The sequence below is a fragment of the Streptococcus sp. 27098_8_134 genome (genome assembly GCF_041431675.1).
Classification (GTDB): Bacteria; Bacillota; Bacilli; order Lactobacillales; family Streptococcaceae; genus Streptococcus; species Streptococcus sanguinis_R.
The window spans coordinates 469,971-490,710 of sequence record NZ_JAPVYD010000001.1 but is presented as its reverse complement, the minus strand read 5'-3'; the positions used below and the strand labels follow the sequence as shown (position 1 = coordinate 490,710).

Genomic DNA, 20,740 nt, shown 5'->3' with positions numbered 1-20,740 from the left:
TAGGGAGAAAGATTATGGAAGGAAAAATTTTGCTGAAGGATATTCTAGATTTCGATGATAAAGAAATCTCAAGAGTTAAAATAAAGTTTAATAATTGGACAGGGGAGAATCCAGTTGAAACTTATTTAAGAGAGCCAGAATTATTAAATAGTTTCAATTTATTTTGGAGAAACCAAAGACGATATTATAATATAGATGACATTGCAGTTAATCTTGTTCAAATGAGCTATGATACTTGGCTTTTAACAACTATAAAAGAAGTTACTAAAGAATTGGGTGTTACATTTGGTCAAAATTATGAAGGAAGAGAGTTAACTAAATATTCTGGTTTATATGGACGTTTGATTGTTCGTTGCAAAAGGCCTAGTAGAGCACCTGTGTTTCATTTCAAAAATATCGTGGAAAAAATAGAAGTATTTCAAATTTTGCCGGATGTATATGGAGGTGATGATTTTCCTGGTTATGATAATATAAGTTTGTCCTACCATCAATTAGAAACAATTTTACGATTTAAAAAGAAAGATTGGATTACTGCTCTTTCAAATCAGAAAGCAGTATACTTACTTACTGATAAACAGAATGGTAAATTATATGTTGGTTCTGCAACAGGAGATAACGGAATGTTGCTACAAAGATGGCAATCCTATATTGATAGCATACATGGAAATAATAAAGAGCTTAAGGAGCTCGTCTCTTATGAAGGAGTTGAATATATAAAAGAAAATTTTCAATACTCGGTTTTAGAAAATTATAATGGTAAAGTTGATGATTCATTTGTGTTGAAAAGAGAATCTTGGTGGAAGAATATTTTGAAGTCAAGAGAATTTGGCTATAATGCGAATTAGGATAAAAATAAAACGGGAGATATTATAATGGGAAGTTACAATAATTGGGAAAGAGACATGCGTGAACAGGAGAGAAACGCAGAATTAAAACGGCAAGGTGATCTTTTACAACAACAAACAAACCTCCAACACACTCAATTGATATTGCAAGAAAGACAGGCTGAAAAAGAAGAAGAGAGATTCTATGAAGATAGAATTCATCAGTTACGTGTCCTCATGGCACAAACAGATAATCCTGAGAAATTGGCGAAATTACAAAGTCTGCTTGATGATGCGGTTGAAGAATATAATGAAGTTGAAGCAAGAAATAGAAAAAAGGAGAGGTGGAGAAAAATTTACTTTCTAGTTCCTAGTGTAATAATGATATGTTTTGGAATTTATGCTTTTCTAGCTATACAGCATGACTCTTCTAAAAATAATCAAAATGGGAAATTACCATCATCTGTGTTGAAAAGTTCTTCATCAAAGAAGGATTCAAAAATAGACAAGACAAAAAATAATAGTGCTCCAAGTGTAACTAATCAAAAAATATTTACTATGGAGAACTATGTCGGTCAAGCAAAATCAGCCGTAGTTGAAAATCTGAAAACAAACTATAATGTTTCTGAGAAATTGATTGAGATTGTTGAGGAGGAATCGGACGAGTACGAGCCAGGTCAGGTCATTCGCCAGTCACCGGCAGCTGGTTCGACCTATGATTTGACTTCTAATCATAAGATCAAGCTGACAGTGGCAAAAGAAGTGACTAGTGTGGCCATGCCTGACTTTGGCAGCATGCAGTACACCTACGCCAATGCCCGTTCTTACTTGATTCAAATGGGAATTTCTTCGTCTCGAATTGAGCGAGTTGTTGACCGTTCGGTCACTTCGACTCAGGCAGACTTGGTAACTTCCCAGTCACCAGCGGCAGGTCAGACAATTGACCTCAAATCTAATGAAAAAATCACTCTTTACGTGACAGAAGCAACAACACCATCGTCAACAAGCTCGTCATCATATTCTAGCGGCTTTAAAAACAGTTCATCATCTGATGATGAAAGCCATTCTAGTAGCTCTAGTTCTTCCGAGCATTGATTATAAATATCAGTTAACGAATGGAATTGTTAATTTGTAATATGTATGCTATTGATATTTTTGCTGTTTTATAATTCCCTTATTTGTAGTCTCAAGTTTTCTATGTTAAAATAATTAAAAAAAATAAAGGAGTCTTTATGTCGGAAATCAAAGTGAAACGTGGGACAGGTTTTGTAGGGATTATTGGAAAGTTTCCAATCTTTATAAATGAACAGAAAGTTGGCGCAATTAAGAATGGTGACGAGGCTATTTTTCCTATTGAGGGAGAAGAAGCTGTTGTTCGTGTAGGAGCAGCTCCTATGAAAACCAAGCCAGTGACAGTTAAAGCAGGGCAAACCTTGCTGATTGAAACAAATTTTACTAATTTTTCTATTTGTTTGGGAACTTTAGTAGTTGCTTTTCTATTTGGTGGATTGCTTCGTGCGATTCTCTTGATTCTTTATATTGTTTTAATGTTCCTTCTTCCTTTCTACTCTGCTAGAATTGCAGAATAAACTTGATACCAGCAGATGCTGGTTTTTTGTATGTTATTTTTTGAAAATGTAGCTAATCTTTTGACAAGATTTCTGAAAGGGTTTACAATTAAACTAACAAATTATAAAGTGAGGTATGTTTATGGCAAAAATGAATGCTGCGCGTTGGTATGGCGCTAAAGATGTCCGTATTGAAGAAGTGGATGTACCGGAAGTCCAACCGCATCAGGTTAAAATTGCGGTCAAGTATACAGGAATCTGTGGAACTGACTTGCATGAATACTTGGACGGACCGATTTTTATTCCGACAGAAACAGAGCATGTCTATTCTGGCCAGAAAGCGCCTGTAACTTTGGGACATGAGTTTGCTGGCGAAATTGTTGAGGTCGGCAGTGCTGTGACACGGGTCAAAGTTGGCGACCGGGTGACAGTTGAGCCCATTTTGGCTAAGCATAATCTTGTCGGTGATTATAATCTGGACCCCAATCTAAACTTTGTCGGTTTGGCGGCAGACGGTGGTTTTGCCAAATACTGTGTTTTGGACGGAGACATTGTTCACAAAGTTCCAGACAGCCTTAGCTATGAGCAGGCAGCCTTGACAGAACCTGCTGCTGTGGCTGTTTACGCGGTCCGTCAGTCAGCTCTTAAGACGGGCGATACAGCGGTTGTCTTCGGTTTGGGACCAATCGGGCTCTTGATTATTGAGGCTTTGCGGGCAGCCGGCGCCTCTAAGATTTATGGAGTTGAATTATCTCCAGAACGCCAAGCCAAGGCAGAGGAGCTTGGAGCCATCATTGTGCGACCAGAAGAGGGTGAAGACGTGGTAGCTGCTATTCAGCGTTTAACTGGTGGCGGAGCAGATGTGTCATATGAAGTGACTGGGGTGCCGGTTGTGCTGGGACAAGCTTTAGCTGCTGTCCACAAGGCTGGAGAATGTATGGTGGTTTCTATCTGGGAACGAGAAGCCAGCATCAACCCTAATGAATTTGCCATTCAAGAAAAATCGCTCAAGGGAATTATTGCCTATCGGCATATTTTCCCTAAGGTGCTGGAACTGATGGAGCAGGGTTATTTCTCTGCTGACAAGCTTGTGACCAAGAAGATTAAGCTAGAGGATATTGTGCAAGAAGGCTTTATCGAGCTGACTCAGGACAAGGCGCAGATCAAGATTTTGGTATCGCCAGAATAAAATCTTTGCTTAATAATGAGACGAAAATCAGTCAAAACTGGCTGATTTTTCTTTATGGTTTGTGCTATAATAAGCAAAGATATAGAAAGAGGTTTGGGATGTCAAAAGTTTTGAAAGGTTCATTCCATATTTTTCTGAAAGTCGCTTTAAGCTGATTCCTTGTTTTCTTAGTTCATAGATTCGAACTTTATCCTCATAAGTTAATTTCATTTAAAAACACCCCAGAAAGTTAGATTTTTTCTGTCTAACTTTTGGGGTGCGGTTCAATTCAACTTCTTTTCATTTGGAGACCATTTTCCAGAAAAAATCAATGATATAGGTCAATCCGTAGGTATAGATGACGAGGGTGATGGGCTTGCAGAGAAGGATAATCAGCATGTACTTTTTGAAAGTCATCTTGGTCAGGGCCGCCAGCATGCAGAGAAAGTCGGCTGGACTGATAGGCCAAATCATCATGAAGATAAAGAAGCGCTCAAAGCGATTCCCCTTATCCAGCCAGCCGATATATTTATCATAGGTGCGCTTGCTGACGACGGACTGGACAAAAGCTGGACCATAGGTGCGGGCCAGATAAAATATAATGGCGCAGCCAATGACAATACCGATATAGTTATAAATGGTGCCGACGATATGGCCGTAGATGAAAACACCGGCGACAGAGGTCAGGGCTCCGGGGATAATAGGCACGACCGTCTGTAGAATCTGCAGGAAGATAAAGAGAGGAGGTCCCCAGATGCCCGCCTGCTGGATAAAGGCTGAGAGAGTTTCCTTGGACTGGAGAACACCTGCGAAATAGGCCCAAAGACAAAAGGCCACCGTTCCTAGAGCGCCAACGGCGGACGACCAGTTGATAATCTTTTGCAAAAGAGGGGAAACAGCCTGCATCTGCCTGTTTTTTTCTGTCATACAAACCTCCAGGACATTTATACTATCACCACTATAATATCATCTTTTTTCCTTTTTGTAACTCTTGAGGCTGAAGGTGCCAAAAAGCCTCAAAGATGATATAATGATGTAATTAGTAAACCATAAGTTTTCAAATAATCGTTCAAAATCAAAAAATGCGTAAGAGGAGAGCCTATAGTGGAAGAATATCTAAATTTATATCATCAAAAATTATGGGAAATTGCATATGATAATCTCATAAGAGTATTTTCCCACCCTCATACAATTATTCTCTTTGTATTATTTTTAATTATTTGTTCCTTAATTTGTTTCTTATTTTTCGGAAAAACACGTACTTTACTATTTGTAGTTAGTTATTTCTTCTTGTTCCTTTTGGTAGGAGTCGCAGAGTATGTGAATAGCTATAGCAAAATTATGAATCCATCTTCTCCATACAACAATTCTTTTAGCATTGCTTCATTAAGACATGAAACCGTTCTTCCGATGCTTGAGCATGTAGATGAGATTCCCCTAGCTAGTGTCGATGGAGAGCTCAAGAGAGAAGATATTATATTGTTTGCAGTGTCGAATCCTACCTACTACGATGGTCTTTTTAATGATATAGCAATGTTATTAACCGGTGAGTATAAAATAGGAACAGATTTTCTAGTTGCATTAGTAGGCTATGAAGAGAAAAATGGTGAATGGCAATCTGTTGATATTCGCATTGCCCCGGGTATTGAGGAGAAGGATTTTCAGAAATTTTCTAAGGTTCTTCATATAAAAATAGATGAAGCAGAGGGTGCTACCGGTATTATTCTCGATCTTCAAGAATTTTATGAATTAAAATTACGGAAAGAAAAAGATGGCCACTGGCCTAGACTGTGAGTATAAATTTTTATTCCATTTAAAATGAAGCTTCCCGCTTGGGGAGCTGTTTTCATTTGCTTGAAAAATAGAAAGGTGCTCATCACCTAACTGCTCTAGAAGAAATAGGAACATGAGTGCCAAAAAGCCCATTTTATGCTATAATAATGAGAATACGAATTTTTGGAGAGAGATGTGGCGATTGAAGATTATATGCCGGACTTTGCGGTCGAGGCAGTTTACGATTTGACAGTAGAGAGTTTGAAAAAACAGGGGATCAAAGCAGTTTTGGTGGATTTGGATAACACCCTGATTGCTTGGAATAATCCTGATGGGACCCCAGAGATGAAGAAGTGGCTCCATGATTTGCGGGACGCGGGCATTCGGATTATCGTGGTGTCCAATAATAACCAAAAACGGGTCAAGCGGGCTGTTGAAAAGTTTGAAATTGACTATATCTACTGGGCGATGAAACCCTTCACTTGGGGCATTGATCGGGCGCTCAAGCTTTTTCATTTTGAAAAAAAGGAAGTGGTCATGGTGGGCGATCAGCTCATGACGGATATTCGAGCTGCTCATCGGGCCGGAATTCGTTCGATTTTGGTTAAACCACTGGTCGAGCATGACTCTATCAAGACTCAGATCAATCGGGCACGTGAACGCCGTGTGCTCAAGAAAATCACTGAAAAATACGGCCCAATTCAATACAAAAAAGGAATTTAAGCATGGAAGAACTTCTCTGTATCGGCTGCGGAGCCATTATTCAGACAGAAGATAAGGGCAAGCTAGGCTACACGCCCCAGTCGGCTCTAGAAAAAGGATTGGAGGCAGGCGAACTCTATTGCCAGCGCTGTTTCCGCCTGCGCCATTATAATGAAATCAGCGATGTCCAGCTGACGGATGATGACTTTCTGCGGCTTCTCCATGAGGTTGGAGATAGCGACGCTTTGGTCGTCAATGTTGTCGATAGTTTTGACTTTAATGGATCGGTCATTCCTGGCCTGCCTCGCTTTGTCGCTGGAAACGATGTTCTATTGGTTGGGAATAAAAAGGACATTCTGCCTAAGTCGGTCAAGGATAGCAAGGTGACCCGGTGGCTGACGGAGCGGGCTCACGAAGAAGGCCTGCGTCCAGTCGATGTGGTCCTAACCTCTGCTCAGAACAAGCAGGCGATCAAGGACTTGATTGACAAGATTGAGCATTGCCGCAAGGGACGTGACGTTTATGTGGTCGGCGTGACTAATGTGGGCAAGTCTACTTTGATTAACGCCATTATTCAGGAAATCACGGGCGATAAGGATATTATTACGACTTCGCGCTTCCCGGGCACAACTCTGGATAAAATCGAGATTCCTTTGGCAGATGGCAGTCATATCTATGATACACCGGGCATTATCCATCGTCACCAGATGGCTCACTATCTTTCTGCTAAGAATCTCAAATACATCAGTCCCAAAAAGGAAATCAAGCCCAAAACCTACCAGCTCAATCCTGAGCAAACCCTCTTTTTGGGTGGTTTAGGTCGCTTTGACTTTGTGGCAGGCGATAAGCAGGGCTTCACAGCTTATTTTGACAATGAGCTTAAGCTTCACCGGACCAAGTTGCAAGGTGCTAGTGATTTTTATGACAAGCATGTCGGCAGTCTCTTAGTACCTCCCGTTGGCAAGGAAAAGGAAGAATTTCCAGCTTTGGTCAAGCATGAATTTACCATCAAGGACAAGACAGATATCGTCTTCTCAGGTTTGGGCTGGATTCGCGTCAGTGGTCCTGCCCGAGTAGCTGGTTGGGCGCCAGAGGGTGTGGCGGTTGTCACTCGGAAAGCTATTATATAATACTCAAGACACCAAGGGGAAGAAATTCCCTTAAAATAAGGAAGGAAAAGGCCATGAATAGTGGGGAGTAAAGCGAATCCTAGCTGTATCAAGCCTTATAGAAGAACATGACACTAACATCAAAACAACGCGCCTTTCTCAACAGTCAGGCACATAGTCTCAAGCCTATCATTCAGATTGGGAAAAATGGACTTAATGACCAAATCAAAACCAGCGTCCGTCAGGCACTGGATGCCAGAGAGCTGATTAAGGTTACGCTCTTGCAGAATACAGATGAGAATATCCATGAAGTTGCTGAGATTCTGGAAGAGGAAATCGGAGTGGATACGGTGCAGAAGATTGGCCGGATCTTGATTCTCTACAAGCAGTCCAGCAAAAAGGAAAATCGCAAACTCTCTGTCAAAGTCAAGCAAATTTAAGGAAAAATTTCTGTGGAGATGTCAGCCTATGGCTATTGAATTACTAACCCCCTTTACCAAGGTGGAATTAGAACCAGAAGTTAAAGATAAAAAACGCAAGCAGATTGGCATTTTAGGTGGGAATTTCAATCCTGTCCACAATGCTCATTTGGTCGTGGCGGATCAGGTCCGGCAACAGTTAGGCTTGGATCAGGTTCTGCTTATGCCAGAGTATGAGCCACCCCATGTGGATAAGAAAGAGACTATCGATGAAAAGCATCGGCTGAAAATGCTGGAGCTGGCTATTGAGGGTATTGAAGGCCTAGGAATTGAAACCATTGAGCTGGAGCGTAAGGGAATTTCCTATACCTACGACACTATGAAGCTCCTGACAGAGCAACATCCCGATACGGACTATTACTTTATCATCGGTGCGGATATGGTGGACTATCTGCCCAAGTGGTACCGGATTGATGAGCTGGTTGAGCTAGTTCAATTTGTCGGTGTTCAGCGGCTGCGCTACAAGGCGGGGACTTCTTACCCTGTCATCTGGGTGGATGTGCCCCTTATGGATATTTCCTCCAGTATGGTGCGGGATTTTCTTGCTCAGGGACGGACTCCTAATTTCCTGCTGCCTCAGCCGGTCTTAGACTATATTGAGAAAGAAGGACTTTACCTATGACCTATGAAAGCTATATCAGCATGAGTCGTGAGGCCTTACTGGCTAAGATGGAAACCGTCATGCCTGAGAAACGCCTGCGGCATTGTCTAGGTGTGGAAAAGGCTGCTCGTGAATTAGCGGAGCACTTCGGTCTTGATGTTGAAAAAGCGGGTTTGGCAGGACTCCTGCACGACTATGCTAAAAAAGTCTCGGATGAGGAATTCCTATCCTTGATTGATAAATATCAGCTGGATCCTGACCTGAAAAACTGGGGCAATAATGTCTGGCATGGCATGGTGGGCATTTACAAGATTCAGGAAGATTTAGGCATCGAAGATGCTGAGATTCTGCGAGCCATCGAGATTCATACAGTGGGCAGTGGCACCATGTCTGAGTTGGACAAGGTCGTCTATGTCGCCGACTACATTGAGCACAACCGCGACTTTCCGGGAGTGGAAAAGGCAAGAGAGCTGGCCCAGCGGTCGCTTAATCTAGCTGTGGCCTATGAAACAGCAAGGACCGTGGAGCATTTGGCTCACAAAGGAATGCCCATCTATCCGCAGACCTTGGAGACCTACAATGCCTTTGTAGGGTATTTAAAGGAAATAGAAGAATGAAAACAGCTCTAATCATTATAGATGTACAAAATATCTTAGTGGAGACAGGTTTTCAGTCTGATAAAATGATGGATAAAATTTCCTTTCTGCAACATCAGGCTAGGAGTAAAGGTATCGAAATTATCTATATTCAGCATATGGAAAATCCAGAAGACAGTGCATTGGAAGATTGGCAGTTGTCTCCTCTCTTGAATCGAAAGTCAGACGAGAAGGTCTTTCAGAAGAAGTATAATAGTATATTTAAAGAGACAGGTTTGAAGGATTACTTGGATAAAGAAGATATTGATCGTCTAGTTTTATGTGGCATGCAGACGGAATATTGTGTAGATGCATCGGTTAAAGTGGGATTTGAATTTGATTATAAACTTGTCATTCCAGAGGGTGCATTTACAACTTTTGATGGGGAAGATGCTTCGGCAGAAAAAATAAATACTTTTTACCAAAAAATTTGGGACGGACGTTTTGCGGATGTTCGAGATTACAAAAACATTTTTAATTAAAGAGGAACTATGAGAGAACAAGAATTATTGGAACTGGTCGTGAAGGCGGCCGATGAAAAGCGTGCAGAAGATATTGTGGCATTGGACTTGCAAGGTCTGACTACTGTGACAGATTACTTTGTCATCGTCAGCTCTATGAACAGTCGTCAGCTGGATGCGGTCGCTGAAAATATCCGTGAGAAAGCTGCAGCGGCGGGTATTTCTGCTGGCCATGTTGAGGGAGACGCAGCTGGTGGCTGGGTTCTCTTAGACTTAGGTGGGGTGGTTGTCCATGTCTTTTCCGAAGAAATGCGGGCGCATTACAATCTGGAAAAACTCTGGCACGAAGCAACTGGTGTGGATGTTGCAGCCTTATTGGAAGAAAAAAATAAGTGATTTTTTGCCCTTTGGCAAGAAAGCAGAATTCGGCTCAGTCAGCCTGCTGGCTGGGCTATTTTTGAAAGGAAAAATATGGCAACTTATGAAACCTTCGCGTCGGTTTACGATGCGATTATGGATGATTCTTTGTATGAGAAGTGGACGGATTTCAGCCTGCGCCATTTTCCCAAGGATAAGAAAAAGCTGCTGGAGCTGGCCTGTGGTACGGGCATTCAGTCTATTTATTTTAAGTGGGCAGGTTTCGAGGTGACGGGGCTGGATCTGAGTCAGGAAATGCTAGATTTGGCAGAGAAGCGTAGCAGAGAGGCTGGTTTGGACATTCCCTTTATACAAGGGAATATGCTGGATTTGAGTGGCGTCGGTCAGTTTGATTTGGTGACTTGTTATTCGGACTCGATTTGCTATATGGAGGACGAAGTCGATGTTGGTCAGGTCTTCACTCAAGTTTACCAGCATCTAAATGAGGGTGGCCGCTTTATCTTTGATGTGCACTCGATTTACCAGATTGACGAGGTTTTTCCTGGCTATTCCTATCACGAAAATGCTGAAACCTTTGCCATGGTATGGGATTCCTATGCGGACGAACCGCCTCATTCCATCGTGCATGAGCTGACCTTCTTTGTCCAAGACGAAGATGGGCGTTTCACTCGCCATGATGAGGTTCATGAGGAGCGGACCTATGAGATTCTGACCTATGATATCTTGCTGGAGCAGGCTGGCTTTAAGAATGTCAAGGTTTACGCGGACTTTGAGGACAAGGAGCCAACAAACAAGAGCGCTCGCTGGTTCTTTGTAGCGGAGAAATGAGATGACAGTTACCGGTATTATCGCAGAGTTTAATCCTTTTCATAATGGGCACAAATATCTGCTGGAGCAGGCTTCTGGTCTGAAAATTATTGCTATGAGTGGTAATTTTGTTCAGCGAGGGGAGCCGGCTATCGTGGATAAGTGGACTCGGGCACAGATGGCTTTGGAAGCTGGAGCGGATCTGGTTCTTGAGCTGCCTTTCTTGGTCAGCGTTCAGGCGGCAGATTTTTTCGCTAAGGGAGCAGTAGACATCTTAGAGAGACTGGGCATCGAACAGCTGACTTTTGGAACTGAGGAAGTGCTGGACTACGAGAGTATTTCGAGGGTCTATGGCGAAAAAGCAGAGCAGATGGAGGCTTATCTGACTGGTCTGCCTGATTCCCTCTCCTATCCTCAAAAGACTCAGGCCATGTGGCAGGAGTTTGTAGGGCTCAATTTCTCAGGCTCTACTCCCAATCATATCTTGGGCTTGGCTTATGCCAAGGCTGTGGCGGGAAGAGATATAAAACTGTGCCCGATTCAACGTCAGGGAGCTGGCTACCATTCCTTATCAGCTAATCAAGAATTTGCCTCTGCAACTGCCCTTCGTCAGAATCTGGATCAGCCAGACTTTCTCAAGAAATTCACCCCAGACCATCACTTGATTGAAGCGGTTCCCAAGGTGACCTGGTCGGACCTCTTTCCTTATCTCCGTTACCAGATAGTGACCTGTCCGGATTTGACAAGCTTTTATCAGGTCAATCAGGAATTAGCCGTTAGGATTAGAGAGGCCTTGAAAAGCAGTGAGACCATAGAAGAGCTAGTTGAACAGGTGGCAACTAAGCGCTATACCAAGGCACGAGTCAGGCGTCTTTTGACCTATATTCTGGTCGGAGCTAGGCAAGAAGAGCTTCCGTCAGGAATCCACATTTTAGGCTTTTCCGAGCAGGGGCGCCAGCATTTGTCCCAGCTTAAGGGAAATGTTGAATTAGTCAGCCGTATCGGCAAGAAGACATGGGATAGTCTAACCCAGCAGGCTGATAAGGTCTATCAGCTAGGCAATCCTGCACTTATGGAACAGAATTTTGGACGAGTTCCGATTATGAAAGACAAGTAAGGCTGAATATTCAGCCTTTTTGCTTTGTTTGCGATGGTAAATAAAAAATGGTATAATAAACGAATAAACTTGTTTTTACTAAGGAGCATGATTTGCTTTTTAGCGGTTTGACTGTAGGTATGAAAGCTAGCATTCGGTCAATAAAACATTGCTGGGCTTGATTGAATGATTATCTTTTATATCCATGTCTCAAAGGAGGAAGACTCATGAAATTCAAAAAGATTACCTTTATGGCACTTACAGCTTTAATGACGCTTAGTTTAGGGGCTTGTAGCTTGATTGGGCAGAAACATTCTCAAAAGAATCAGGGTAGGACTGAGAATAGCTCCCGTGAGAGCCAAAAGAATACTTCTTCTGACGATATTGAAGAACTCTTGGAGAAAGCAGAAACTGCGAATGAAGATCTAACTTCAATGAAAATGAAGGTGAAATTATCTATCACTGTAGATGGTTCCAATAAAACTCAAACGATGAGCGGGGATCTTCTCTATGATAAAAGCACGGATGAGCTGGCCAAGGGGCATTTAGTCATAGATGGAAAAGAGAGCGGTCAGGAGAGTTATCAAGAAGCGATTATGCCAGGCGGAGAGGATAAACTTTTGTATACTCGTTCTTCTAAAAATGGAACATGGTCTAAGCAAGAAATGGGAAGCGGGGCAGATTATTATGTTCAGCCCGATTATTTCAAACTCATGGATGGCTTTTATCAAATGGCTGATGATGTCACTGTAAAGGAAAGCGGTGATGAATATATCTTTAAATTAAGTAGTAAAAATGCTGATTTACTGGGGCTCTTTGGTGAAGAATTCAAACTAGAGCTGACAGGTGTTACTCAGGCTGATATGGATAAAACGTTAGAAGTACGCTTGGATAAAAAGACCTTATTCTTAAAAGACTTTAAGCTAGGTCTATCTTATAAAGGTGAAGAAGGTAGTTTGGATGTTCAAACAGATACTCAATATTCTGACTGGAATAATGTAGAGGAAGATGAATTTAAGGCGCCTCAGTAAAGCATAAGCAAAACTATTAGCTGAGAAAGGAAAAGTCATGCCTTTATTGTTTTCATTTCGCTACCGTAGAGGACTCTATTTGACCATAGTCATCTTGGCATCTGTCTTCTTAGTCTCAGGCATCATTTTCGGTGCCTTAGCTTCCTTGCTCTTGTTTTCAATTGATAAAGCCATGCCTGGAGCAGGAATACGCTCGTTCAGTTTGCCTTTTATACTTGCTTTTTTCATGACTGCTGTAATCGAAATATTTGCAATAGTTCATGCGGGACGCAAGCTGAGTAAAAAGTGCTTTGTTCTTGCAGGAACAGAATGGGGCCTAACCGTGCGAGGTGCTTTCTTGAAAAAGCATAGCTTTGCTTGGAATCAGCTGGAAAGTGTCTTTTACCGGCCGGCTTGGGGCAGAACTTCTGATGGGCAGCCTTCTTTTCGACTGGGGGTCAGGCGCTATCGGAGAGACTACCTATATGTCAAGCCTTATCATGGCAAGTCCGTTCGAGTAGATGTCACTTTTTTAGATGGCAGAATAGAGGATGTTTTTGACTGTTTAAGCAGGTGCAAACCGGATTTATCTATTGTGAAAAATTATCAGTGATATTATTGATGGATTTCGGTAAAGGTCCGTTATGACAGACCTGCCGGTTTCGGGAAATAGAATGTACCGTCCAGTTGCTCTTTTAGCGACTGGATTTTTTATGAAAGGAAAACAGAAATCAATTTTGTCTCGATTTCAGTCCAGCAGGAGTTGAACAATACAACCAGAATCTTCTAGGAGCTATCATTTTTTCTTAGTGATTTTTCTGATTCCCTGTGTTATAATAAGAAAGATTAAAAATGTAATTTATCAAAAGGAGAATCTCCAATGGGACGTAAATGGGCCAATATTGTGGCAAAGAAAACGGCCAAAGACGGCGCGAACTCAAAAGTATATGCTAAGTTTGGTGTGGAAATCTATGTAGCAGCTAAAAAAGGTGATCCAGATCCAGAGTCTAACACAGCTTTGAAATTCGTTATTGATCGAGCTAAGCAGGCTCAGGTGCCTAAGCATGTCATTGACAAGGCCATTGATAAGGCAAAAGGAAACACGGACGAAACCTTTACTGAAGGCCGCTATGAAGGATTTGGGCCAAACGGTTCTATGCTGATTGTCGATACTCTGACTTCAAATGTCAATCGGACTGCAGCCAATGTCCGTGCTGCTTTTGGTAAAAATGGCGGCAATATGGGAGCTAGTGGCTCTGTAGCTTATCTTTTTGATAATAAAGGTGTGATTGTCTTTGCGGGTGACGATGCTGACAGTGTCTTTGAACAGCTGCTGGAAGCGGATGTGGATGTTGATGATGTTGAAGCAGAAGAAGGAAGCATCACTGTCTATACAGCGCCAACTGACCTTCATAAGGCCATCGTGGCTCTGCGTGAGTCTGGCATCCAAGAATTCCAAGTAACGGAGCTGGAAATGATTCCTCAGTCTGAAGTAGAGTTGACCGGTGAAGACCTCGAAACCTTTGAAAAGCTTTATAGCGTTTTAGAAGACGACGAAGATGTCCAAAAAATCTATACGAATGTAGATGGATTCTAAAGATACTTGACCTGTAGTTGGAGCTACAGGTTTTTCTATGATGATAAGCTTCAAATTATATTTACTAGCTCAGCTAAGTAGGGTAAAATACAAAAGTCATAGTATTAACTTGTTAAGGAGATGAGCTTGGCGGCCTGTGACTTGCTTCCAAACCAGAACGAGATTATCAGTTAAAATTTGTAAAGACAGATGGTAAGTGGGTCTTGGAGTGTGATTTTTCTAATGAATCCATTGTCATCTCCTTCGAAGGCGATATATCATAATACAAAAATTAGAGGGCTAATTATTGATTATTTGCTCTCTATTTTTGTTTCTGCGTCCAGCTTTGTGCTATACTGGATGGTAGATAGGTGTATTCGAGTAAAGGAGTCGGCCATGAAAAAATTTTATGATAAACTGATACAAACACGGCATTATCTTCATCAGCATCCAGAGCTGTCTGGGCAGGAATTTGAAACGACGGCTTTTCTAAAAGGCTATCTGGAAGATTTGGATATTAGGATTTTAGAATCCGGTCTGAAAACCGGCCTAGTTGCCGAGGTAGGTTCTGGCAAGCCGGTTATTGCCCTGAGGGCTGATATCGATGCTCTGCCCATTTTGGAGCAGACTGGTCTGCCTTACGCCAGTCAGAATGCAGGCGTCATGCACGCTTGCGGTCATGATTTTCATCAGACCAGCCTTTTGGGGGCAGCGGAGCTACTCAAGGCTATGGAAGGAGATTTGAGAGGGACGGTTCGTCTGATTTTCCAGCCGGCTGAGGAAACTTCTCAGGGAGCCAGTCAGGTACTTGCGACTGGTTTGCTGGACGATGTGTCTGCGATTATCGGCTTTCACAATATGCCCCAGCTTAAGGCGGGGCAGCTGGCACTTAAAGCTGGAGCCATGATGGCTGGGGTTGAGAAGTTCAAGGTTGAGGTAGAAGGAGTCAGCAGCCATGCGGCTAGACCAGATCTGGGGGTTGATACAGTATTGACCTTGACTAGTATGATTCAAAATCTGCAGGCTCTAGTGGCTCGTACTGTGTCTCCTTTTGAAGCAGCTGTCTTGTCTGTAACTCATATAGAATCGGGGGCAACTTGGAATGTACTGCCGCAGTCGGGCTTTTTTGAAGGAACGATTCGCAGTTTCAATCCGACCTTGCAGCAGCGTCTCAAGGAAGACTTTATCCGAATTGTAGAGAATACAGCAGAGAATTTTGGGGCTCAAGTCAGGATTTCTTGGGACCATACTCCTCCAGTGACCTATAATGATCCCGAATTGGCCGAGCTGCTTTATGAGCATTCACAGAATCTAGCCGAGGTCCTGCCAGCCAATCCATCCTCAGCTGGAGAAGATTTTGCCTTTTATCAGGAGAAACTTCCAGGTGTCTTTGCCTTTATCGGCTCAAATGGGGCAGAAAATGCTCCTGACCTCCATCACGACAGCATGGTCATTGATGACGAAGCTTTCAAAGTTTCCGTTCCTTACTATGTCGAAAGCGCCCTCTTCCTCCTGCAGCACTACAAGCAAAAAGCCTAGAAATAGCTGCCTCAAAGCTGATAAAGAAAAGCTATCACCTCCATAAAAAATATATAATGGTCAAGTTTCTCCTTATTTGATATGATAAAGAAAGACTTTTTAGGAGGAATTCGAAATATGAACCTGAAGAAAACCTTGAAATACTTCTCTCTGGCGGCTGTCAGTGTCTTGGCCATTGGTGCCCTAGTGGCCTGCTCATCATCAAGTGAGAAGAAAACAGAGAAAATAAAGGTAGAAGTCGGAACAGTGGGAACGACCAAACCATTTTCATACGAGGATAAAGATGGTAAACTGACTGGATACGATATCGAAGTCCTTCGCGCTATCTTTAAGGACTCAGACAAGTATGAAGTCAATTTCAATAAGACCAAGTGGGCTTCTATTTTCTCAGGTCTGGACAGCGACCGCTACCAGATCGGTGCTAATAATATCAGCTACTCTGAAGAACGGGCTAACAAATATCTCTATGCTAGTCCATATGCGAAAAATCCAACAGTTCTAGTTGTCCGTAAAGGCGAGGGAATCAAATCGCTGGATGACATTGGCGGCAAGTCTACTGAGGTTGTTCAGGGGACTTCAACAGCTCAGCAACTAGAGGACTACAACAAGGAGCATAGCGATAAACCGACAAAAATCAATTATACGGACGGAACCATTCAGCAAATCTTGGCCAATCTCAATGACGGTCGTACGGACTATAAGATTTTTGAGCGCATAACTGTAGAGTCTATTATCAAAGACCAAGGCTTGGATAATCTGGAAGTGATTGAGCTTCCAAGCGACCAGCAACCTTATGTCTATCCGATTATTGCTAGCGGTCAAGAAGACTTGCAAAAATTTGTCAACAAGCGAATCAAAGAACTCTATGAGGATGGTACGCTTGAAAAACTATCACAAGAATTCTTTGGCGGCTCTTACCTGCCAGATGCAAAAGACATCAAGTAAGAAATCCCATCAAGTCCAGTCTGCAATTTGGCTGATTAGACTTTGATACAAGAAATACGATAAGGGCGGGGAAGCTGATTTCCCCAGCCCTTTATCTGCTGTTAATAGGAGTAACGCATGCCTTTCTCAACTGAGACTGAACAAATCAAGAAATTTGAAAACGACGAGGTGGCCCAGCATTATTTTGAAGTGCTACGGACCTTGATTTCTAAAAAATCGATCTTTGCCCAGCAGGTTGGTCTGCAGGAAGTAGCCAATTATTTGGGAGAGATTTTTACAGCTGCAGGTGCCAAGGTCATGATTGACGACAGCTATACTGCTCCATTTGTTTTGGCGGAGTTTCTTTCTTCAAATCCTGCTGCTAAGACCATTATTTTCTACAACCACTACGATACAGTGCCGGCAGATGATGACCAGCCTTGGACCAATGATCCCTTTACACTGTCGGTTCATTACGGGATTATGTATGGGCGAGGAGTGGATGATGACAAGGGGCACATTACTGCTCGTTTGACAGCCGTTCGCAAGTATATTCGAGAGCACGGTGATTTACCAGTCAATATCATCTTTATGATGGAAGGGGCAGAAGAGTCTGCTTCGACAGACTTGGATAAATATTTGGCCAAGCATCGCAAACGCCTGCGAGGAGCGGATTTACTGGTCTGGGAGCAAGGCAGCCGCAATAATCTGGGACAGCTGGAAATCTCGGGCGGTAACAAGGGAATTGTTACCTTTGACATGACGGTTAAAAGTGCAGATGTAGATATCCATTCCAGTTTTGGCGGGGTTATCAATTCTGCTTCCTGGTATTTGGTCAATGCTCTATCCAGCTTGCGCAGTCCAGACGGCCGCATCTTAGTTGAAGGCATCTATGAGCAGGTTCAAGAGCCAAATGAACGGGAGCTGGCTTTGATTGAGGAATATGCCCTGCGGACTCCTGCAGAGTTGAGTCAAGTCTATGGCTTGAAATTGCCGGTTTTGCTGGACGAGCGGAAGGAATTTCTCCGTCGCTTTTACTTTGAGCCTTCGCTGAATATTGAAGGTTTCGGATCAGGCTATCAAGGCCAAGGGGTTAAAACCATTTTGCCTTCAGATGCCCAGGCTAAGATGGAGGTTCGTCTGGTGCCAGGTCTGGAGCCACAAGATGTTTTGGACAAGATTCATCAGCAACTGGATAAAAATGGTTATCCAGCGGTTGAACTGACCTATACCTTGGGAGAGATGAGTTATCGCAGCGACATGAGTGCGCCTTCCATTCTCAATCTTATCGAGCTGGCTAAAGATTACTACCAAGAGGGCATCTCTGTTCTGCCGACTTCAGCTGGAACTGGTCCGATGCACACGGTCTATGAAGCCTTGGAGGTTCCTATGGCAGCTTTCGGACTTGGAAATGCCAACAGCCGAGACCATGGCGGAGATGAGAATGTGAAAATTTCTGACTACTATACGCACATAGAGCTCATTCAGGAGCTGATTGGCAGTTACCGTCAAACTGACTAGCGGGAAAGGAGGTCTTATGCTATACTCTACAAGAAAAGACAAACTGAAGCAGGCTGGTTTCTTTTACCTCTTTTATTTCCTAGCCATGATCTTAGGCGTCTTGGTTGGGCTTCTATTTGACCGCTCAGGCAATATGTTTTATGCTCCGGCTTTTACAGCTTTCTTTGGCGGAGTTCTGTTCATCTTCTATACAGAGAAAATAAAGACCTTCGGTCTAATCAGCAGCCTAGGTTGTCTGCTGGTTCTCTTCTTTCTGCTTAGTCGACATGGCTTTGGAGCCTTTCTACCAGGTTTGATTTGTGGTGTTTTAGCGGATCTGATAGCTCGGTCAGGTGGCTATCAAAAGACTGTTAGAAGCTTGCTGGCTTTTATAGTTTTCAGCTTTAGCACAGCGGGTCCTATTTTCCTAATGTGGCTGGCGCCCAAGCAGTATGAAGCTAGTCTTCTTGCCAGAGGAAAGACTCAGGCTTATATCGAGCAAGTCATGCTTAAGCCGGAACCCAGCTTAGTCCTCTGGTTTGTAGCCAGCATTTTACTGGGTGCTTTACTTGGAGCCCTGTTAGGAAGGAAGATCCTTAAAGCTAGACATTCCAAGTCAGCTTCAGACTAAATATCATCGAAAATATAACTAAGGAGAAAACATGAACAATTTACTCGTACTCCAGTCGGACTTTGGTCTGGTAGATGGAGCCGTGTCAGCCATGATCGGAGTGGCTTTAGAAGAATCGCCCACTCTGAAAATTCATCATCTGACTCACGATATCACCCCTTACAATATCTTTGAAGGGAGCTATCGTCTCTTTCAGACGGTTAATTACTGGCCGGCAGGAACGACCTTTGTGTCGGTAGTGGATCCGGGCGTTGGCTCTAAGCGTAAGAGTGTGGTAGCCAAGACTAAAAAAGGACAGTACATCGTCACGCCTGACAATGGTACCCTGTCTTTCATCAAGAAGCATGTCGGAATTGAGGCCATTCGGGAAATTTCTGAAGTGGAAAATCGCCGCAAGGATACTGAACATTCCTACACTTTCCATGGCCGTGATGTCTATGCCTATACGGGTGCTAAGCTAGCCAGCGGCCATATCAGCTTTGAAGAAGTCGGACCAGAACTCAAGGTCGAAGACATCGTCGAAATTCAGGTAGTTGAGACCACGCTTGCGGAGAATTATGTCAGCGGAGCTATTGATATCCTGGATGTCCGCTTTGGTTCTCTCTGGACCTCTATCACCCGCGAGGAATTCTGCACCTTGAAACCAGAATTTGGTGACCGCTTTGAAGTTACCATTTACAATAATGACATGCTGGTCTATCAAAACCAAGTAACCTATGGCAAGTCCTTTGCGGATGTCCGCATCGGCCAGCCTATCCTCTATATCAACTCCCTCTATCGGGTTGGCTTAGCGATTAACCAAGGTTCCTTTGCTAAGGCTTACAATGTTGGCGTCGGTGCCCAATGGCATATTGAAATCAAGAGAATTGAAAATTAAGGAAGAAGAAAATGAAAAATAATACAATCAGAAACGTAGTCGCAACAGGAATTGGAGCTGCCCTATTCGTGGTCATCGGAATGATCAATATTCCAACGCCTGTACCCAATACCAGTATCCAGCTCCAATACCCTCTGCAAGCTCTTTTTAGCGTCATCTTTGGACCAATTGTCGGTTTCCTGATGGGCTTCATTGGCCATGCCATTAAAGACGCTATGAGTGGTGGCGGACTTTGGTGGTTCTGGATTGCTGGCAGCGGAGTCTTTGGTCTATTGGTTGGTTTCTTTAGAAAATTCTTCCAAGTAGAAGATGGCAAATTTGAAGTCAAGGATATTATCCGCTTTAACTTGATTCAGTTTGGAGCCAATGCAATCGCTTGGCTAATCGGCCCGATTGGTGACGTGATTGTATCTGGTGAGCCGGTCAATAAGGTTATTGCTCAAAGTATTGTAGCAATTCTGGTGAATTCTGCGACAGTAGCAGTAATCGGAACTGTCTTGCTGACTGCTTACGCTCGCACCCGCACCCGCGCAGGAAGTCTGAAAAAAGATTGATTACATCAAAAATTGACAGATTGGGAGAATTCCCAGTCTTTTTTTGCACAAAATAAAAGATAAAAAGCAATTTATATATTGCATTATTTAAAATATATTGTATAATAGACTTAGAAAAATGAAGGGAGAAGCGATATGAAAAACATCAAAAATATATATTCACCACTTATTTGGCTTGTTTTGGGTATCATTTTTTTGGTTATAGGACTGAACAATCAAAATCAGACTTTTCTTATTTTTGCTGGCAGTGATATTACAATTGGTTGTGCACTTTTAGGCATAGCAACAAAGAAGAAAAATGATAAGGATGATGACCATGGCAAAAAATCTTAGACTAAAAATGGCACGAGCTGAGCATGATATGACCCAGGGGGACTTGGCAGATGCTATCGGAGTGACCCGCCAGACCATTGGCCTGATTGAGGCAGGTAAGTACAATCCCAGTCTCAGTTTATGCTTAGCGATTTGCAAATGTCTCAATAAGACGCTGGATCAATTGTTTTGGATTGAATAGAGAAAGGACTAGTC

General features: G+C 42.9%; 25 protein-coding genes and 2 pseudogenes. 25 read left to right on the top strand and 2 right to left on the bottom strand.

Going from position 1 to position 20,740, the window contains the following annotated elements; translation table 11 throughout:
- Positions 1–14 precede the first annotated feature (14 nt).
- The 4 genes and pseudogenes from O3620_RS02315 (at position 15) to O3620_RS02300 (ending at position 3,581) form a co-directional block, all read left to right on the top strand.
- The gene (locus O3620_RS02315) at positions 15–845 is read left to right on the top strand and encodes a GIY-YIG nuclease family protein (protein WP_002919519.1); all 831 of its coding nucleotides are present in this window, start codon (positions 15–17) and stop codon (positions 843–845) included.
- A 525-nt stretch (positions 846–1,370) separates the two neighbouring features.
- Positions 1,371–1,919: pseudogene (locus tag O3620_RS02310) on the top strand (PASTA domain-containing protein); the annotation flags it as partial.
- Between the two features lie 137 nt (positions 1,920–2,056).
- On the top strand, positions 2,057–2,413 hold the full coding sequence (locus tag O3620_RS02305; protein WP_002915785.1) for a hypothetical protein: 357 nt from the start codon (positions 2,057–2,059) through the stop codon (positions 2,411–2,413).
- A 121-nt stretch (positions 2,414–2,534) separates the two neighbouring features.
- Positions 2,535–3,581: a 2,3-butanediol dehydrogenase gene (locus O3620_RS02300; RefSeq protein WP_032906405.1), complete on the top strand. Its 1,047-nt coding sequence runs from the start codon at positions 2,535–2,537 to the stop codon at positions 3,579–3,581.
- 105 nt (positions 3,582–3,686) lie between these two features.
- Here the strand turns inward: O3620_RS02300 and O3620_RS02295 are convergent.
- Positions 3,687–3,791, bottom strand: a pseudogene (locus tag O3620_RS02295) (transposase); the annotation flags it as partial.
- 69 nt (positions 3,792–3,860) lie between these two features.
- A complete protein-coding gene (locus tag O3620_RS02290; protein ID WP_371601381.1) occupies positions 3,861–4,487 on the bottom strand; it encodes a TVP38/TMEM64 family protein in 627 nt (208 codons plus the stop codon).
- A 177-nt stretch (positions 4,488–4,664) separates the two neighbouring features.
- Between O3620_RS02290 and O3620_RS02285 the strand changes: the two genes are divergently transcribed.
- The 21 genes from O3620_RS02285 (at position 4,665) to O3620_RS02185 (ending at position 20,726) form a co-directional block, all read left to right on the top strand.
- Entirely contained in the window at positions 4,665–5,354 is a 690-nt protein-coding gene (locus tag O3620_RS02285; protein WP_002919511.1) for a hypothetical protein, read from the top strand.
- Positions 5,355–5,528: 174 nt separating this feature from the next.
- A complete protein-coding gene (locus O3620_RS02280) occupies positions 5,529–6,056 on the top strand; it encodes a YqeG family HAD IIIA-type phosphatase (RefSeq protein WP_032912986.1) in 528 nt (175 codons plus the stop codon).
- Between the two features lie 2 nt (positions 6,057–6,058).
- Positions 6,059–7,165: a ribosome biogenesis GTPase YqeH gene (yqeH, locus tag O3620_RS02275; RefSeq protein WP_002919508.1), complete on the top strand. Its 1,107-nt coding sequence runs from the start codon at positions 6,059–6,061 to the stop codon at positions 7,163–7,165.
- A gap of 107 nt (positions 7,166–7,272) precedes the next feature.
- On the top strand, positions 7,273–7,584 hold the full coding sequence (yhbY, locus tag O3620_RS02270) for a ribosome assembly RNA-binding protein YhbY (RefSeq protein WP_002896287.1): 312 nt from the start codon (positions 7,273–7,275) through the stop codon (positions 7,582–7,584).
- 28 nt (positions 7,585–7,612) lie between these two features.
- Positions 7,613–8,245: a nicotinate-nucleotide adenylyltransferase gene (locus tag O3620_RS02265; protein WP_002919507.1), complete on the top strand. Its 633-nt coding sequence runs from the start codon at positions 7,613–7,615 to the stop codon at positions 8,243–8,245.
- Positions 8,242–8,841 carry a bis(5'-nucleosyl)-tetraphosphatase (symmetrical) YqeK gene (yqeK, locus tag O3620_RS02260; RefSeq protein ID WP_002919506.1) on the top strand — a complete coding sequence of 200 codons (600 nt, stop codon included), beginning with the start codon at positions 8,242–8,244 and terminating at the stop codon, positions 8,839–8,841. Before O3620_RS02265 ends, yqeK begins: the two co-directional genes overlap by 4 nt.
- The gene (locus O3620_RS02255) at positions 8,838–9,341 is read left to right on the top strand and encodes a cysteine hydrolase family protein (protein WP_002919505.1); all 504 of its coding nucleotides are present in this window, start codon (positions 8,838–8,840) and stop codon (positions 9,339–9,341) included. Before yqeK ends, O3620_RS02255 begins: the two co-directional genes overlap by 4 nt.
- Before the next feature lie 9 nt (positions 9,342–9,350).
- On the top strand, positions 9,351–9,716 hold the full coding sequence (gene rsfS, locus O3620_RS02250; RefSeq protein ID WP_002919504.1) for a ribosome silencing factor: 366 nt from the start codon (positions 9,351–9,353) through the stop codon (positions 9,714–9,716).
- A gap of 75 nt (positions 9,717–9,791) precedes the next feature.
- On the top strand, positions 9,792–10,526 hold the full coding sequence (locus O3620_RS02245; RefSeq protein WP_002919503.1) for a class I SAM-dependent methyltransferase: 735 nt from the start codon (positions 9,792–9,794) through the stop codon (positions 10,524–10,526).
- A 1-nt stretch (position 10,527) separates the two neighbouring features.
- A complete protein-coding gene (locus tag O3620_RS02240) occupies positions 10,528–11,622 on the top strand; it encodes a nucleotidyltransferase (RefSeq protein ID WP_002919502.1) in 1,095 nt (364 codons plus the stop codon).
- Positions 11,623–11,828: 206 nt separating this feature from the next.
- Positions 11,829–12,632: a DUF6612 family protein gene (locus O3620_RS02235; RefSeq protein ID WP_002919501.1), complete on the top strand. Its 804-nt coding sequence runs from the start codon at positions 11,829–11,831 to the stop codon at positions 12,630–12,632.
- A gap of 226 nt (positions 12,633–12,858) precedes the next feature.
- A complete protein-coding gene (locus O3620_RS02230) occupies positions 12,859–13,224 on the top strand; it encodes a hypothetical protein (RefSeq protein ID WP_002919499.1) in 366 nt (121 codons plus the stop codon).
- Positions 13,225–13,491: 267 nt separating this feature from the next.
- Positions 13,492–14,208 carry a YebC/PmpR family DNA-binding transcriptional regulator gene (locus O3620_RS02225; protein WP_002907099.1) on the top strand — a complete coding sequence of 239 codons (717 nt, stop codon included), beginning with the start codon at positions 13,492–13,494 and terminating at the stop codon, positions 14,206–14,208.
- 375 nt (positions 14,209–14,583) lie between these two features.
- Positions 14,584–15,726: a M20 peptidase aminoacylase family protein gene (locus O3620_RS02220; protein ID WP_032909758.1), complete on the top strand. Its 1,143-nt coding sequence runs from the start codon at positions 14,584–14,586 to the stop codon at positions 15,724–15,726.
- Positions 15,727–15,843: 117 nt separating this feature from the next.
- Positions 15,844–16,671: an amino acid ABC transporter substrate-binding protein gene (locus O3620_RS02215; protein WP_032909757.1), complete on the top strand. Its 828-nt coding sequence runs from the start codon at positions 15,844–15,846 to the stop codon at positions 16,669–16,671.
- A gap of 117 nt (positions 16,672–16,788) precedes the next feature.
- Positions 16,789–18,171, top strand: a complete 1,383-nt coding sequence (locus O3620_RS02210; protein ID WP_002919498.1) for a M20/M25/M40 family metallo-hydrolase — start codon at positions 16,789–16,791, stop codon at positions 18,169–18,171.
- 16 nt (positions 18,172–18,187) lie between these two features.
- The gene (locus O3620_RS02205; protein ID WP_371601380.1) at positions 18,188–18,781 is read left to right on the top strand and encodes an MptD family putative ECF transporter S component; all 594 of its coding nucleotides are present in this window, start codon (positions 18,188–18,190) and stop codon (positions 18,779–18,781) included.
- Positions 18,782–18,812: 31 nt separating this feature from the next.
- Positions 18,813–19,658 (top strand): S-adenosyl-l-methionine hydroxide adenosyltransferase family protein, encoded by an 846-nt coding sequence (locus tag O3620_RS02200; RefSeq protein ID WP_002896272.1) that lies wholly within the window; start codon positions 18,813–18,815, stop codon positions 19,656–19,658.
- Positions 19,659–19,669: 11 nt separating this feature from the next.
- Positions 19,670–20,212, top strand: coding sequence for an ECF-type riboflavin transporter substrate-binding protein (locus tag O3620_RS02195; RefSeq protein WP_002907093.1), 543 nt, complete (start codon positions 19,670–19,672; stop codon positions 20,210–20,212).
- 135 nt (positions 20,213–20,347) lie between these two features.
- Positions 20,348–20,545, top strand: coding sequence for a hypothetical protein (locus O3620_RS02190; protein ID WP_002896269.1), 198 nt, complete (start codon positions 20,348–20,350; stop codon positions 20,543–20,545).
- Entirely contained in the window at positions 20,529–20,726 is a 198-nt protein-coding gene (locus O3620_RS02185) for a helix-turn-helix transcriptional regulator (RefSeq protein WP_002896268.1), read from the top strand. Before O3620_RS02190 ends, O3620_RS02185 begins: the two co-directional genes overlap by 17 nt.
- Positions 20,727–20,740 lie beyond the last annotated feature (14 nt).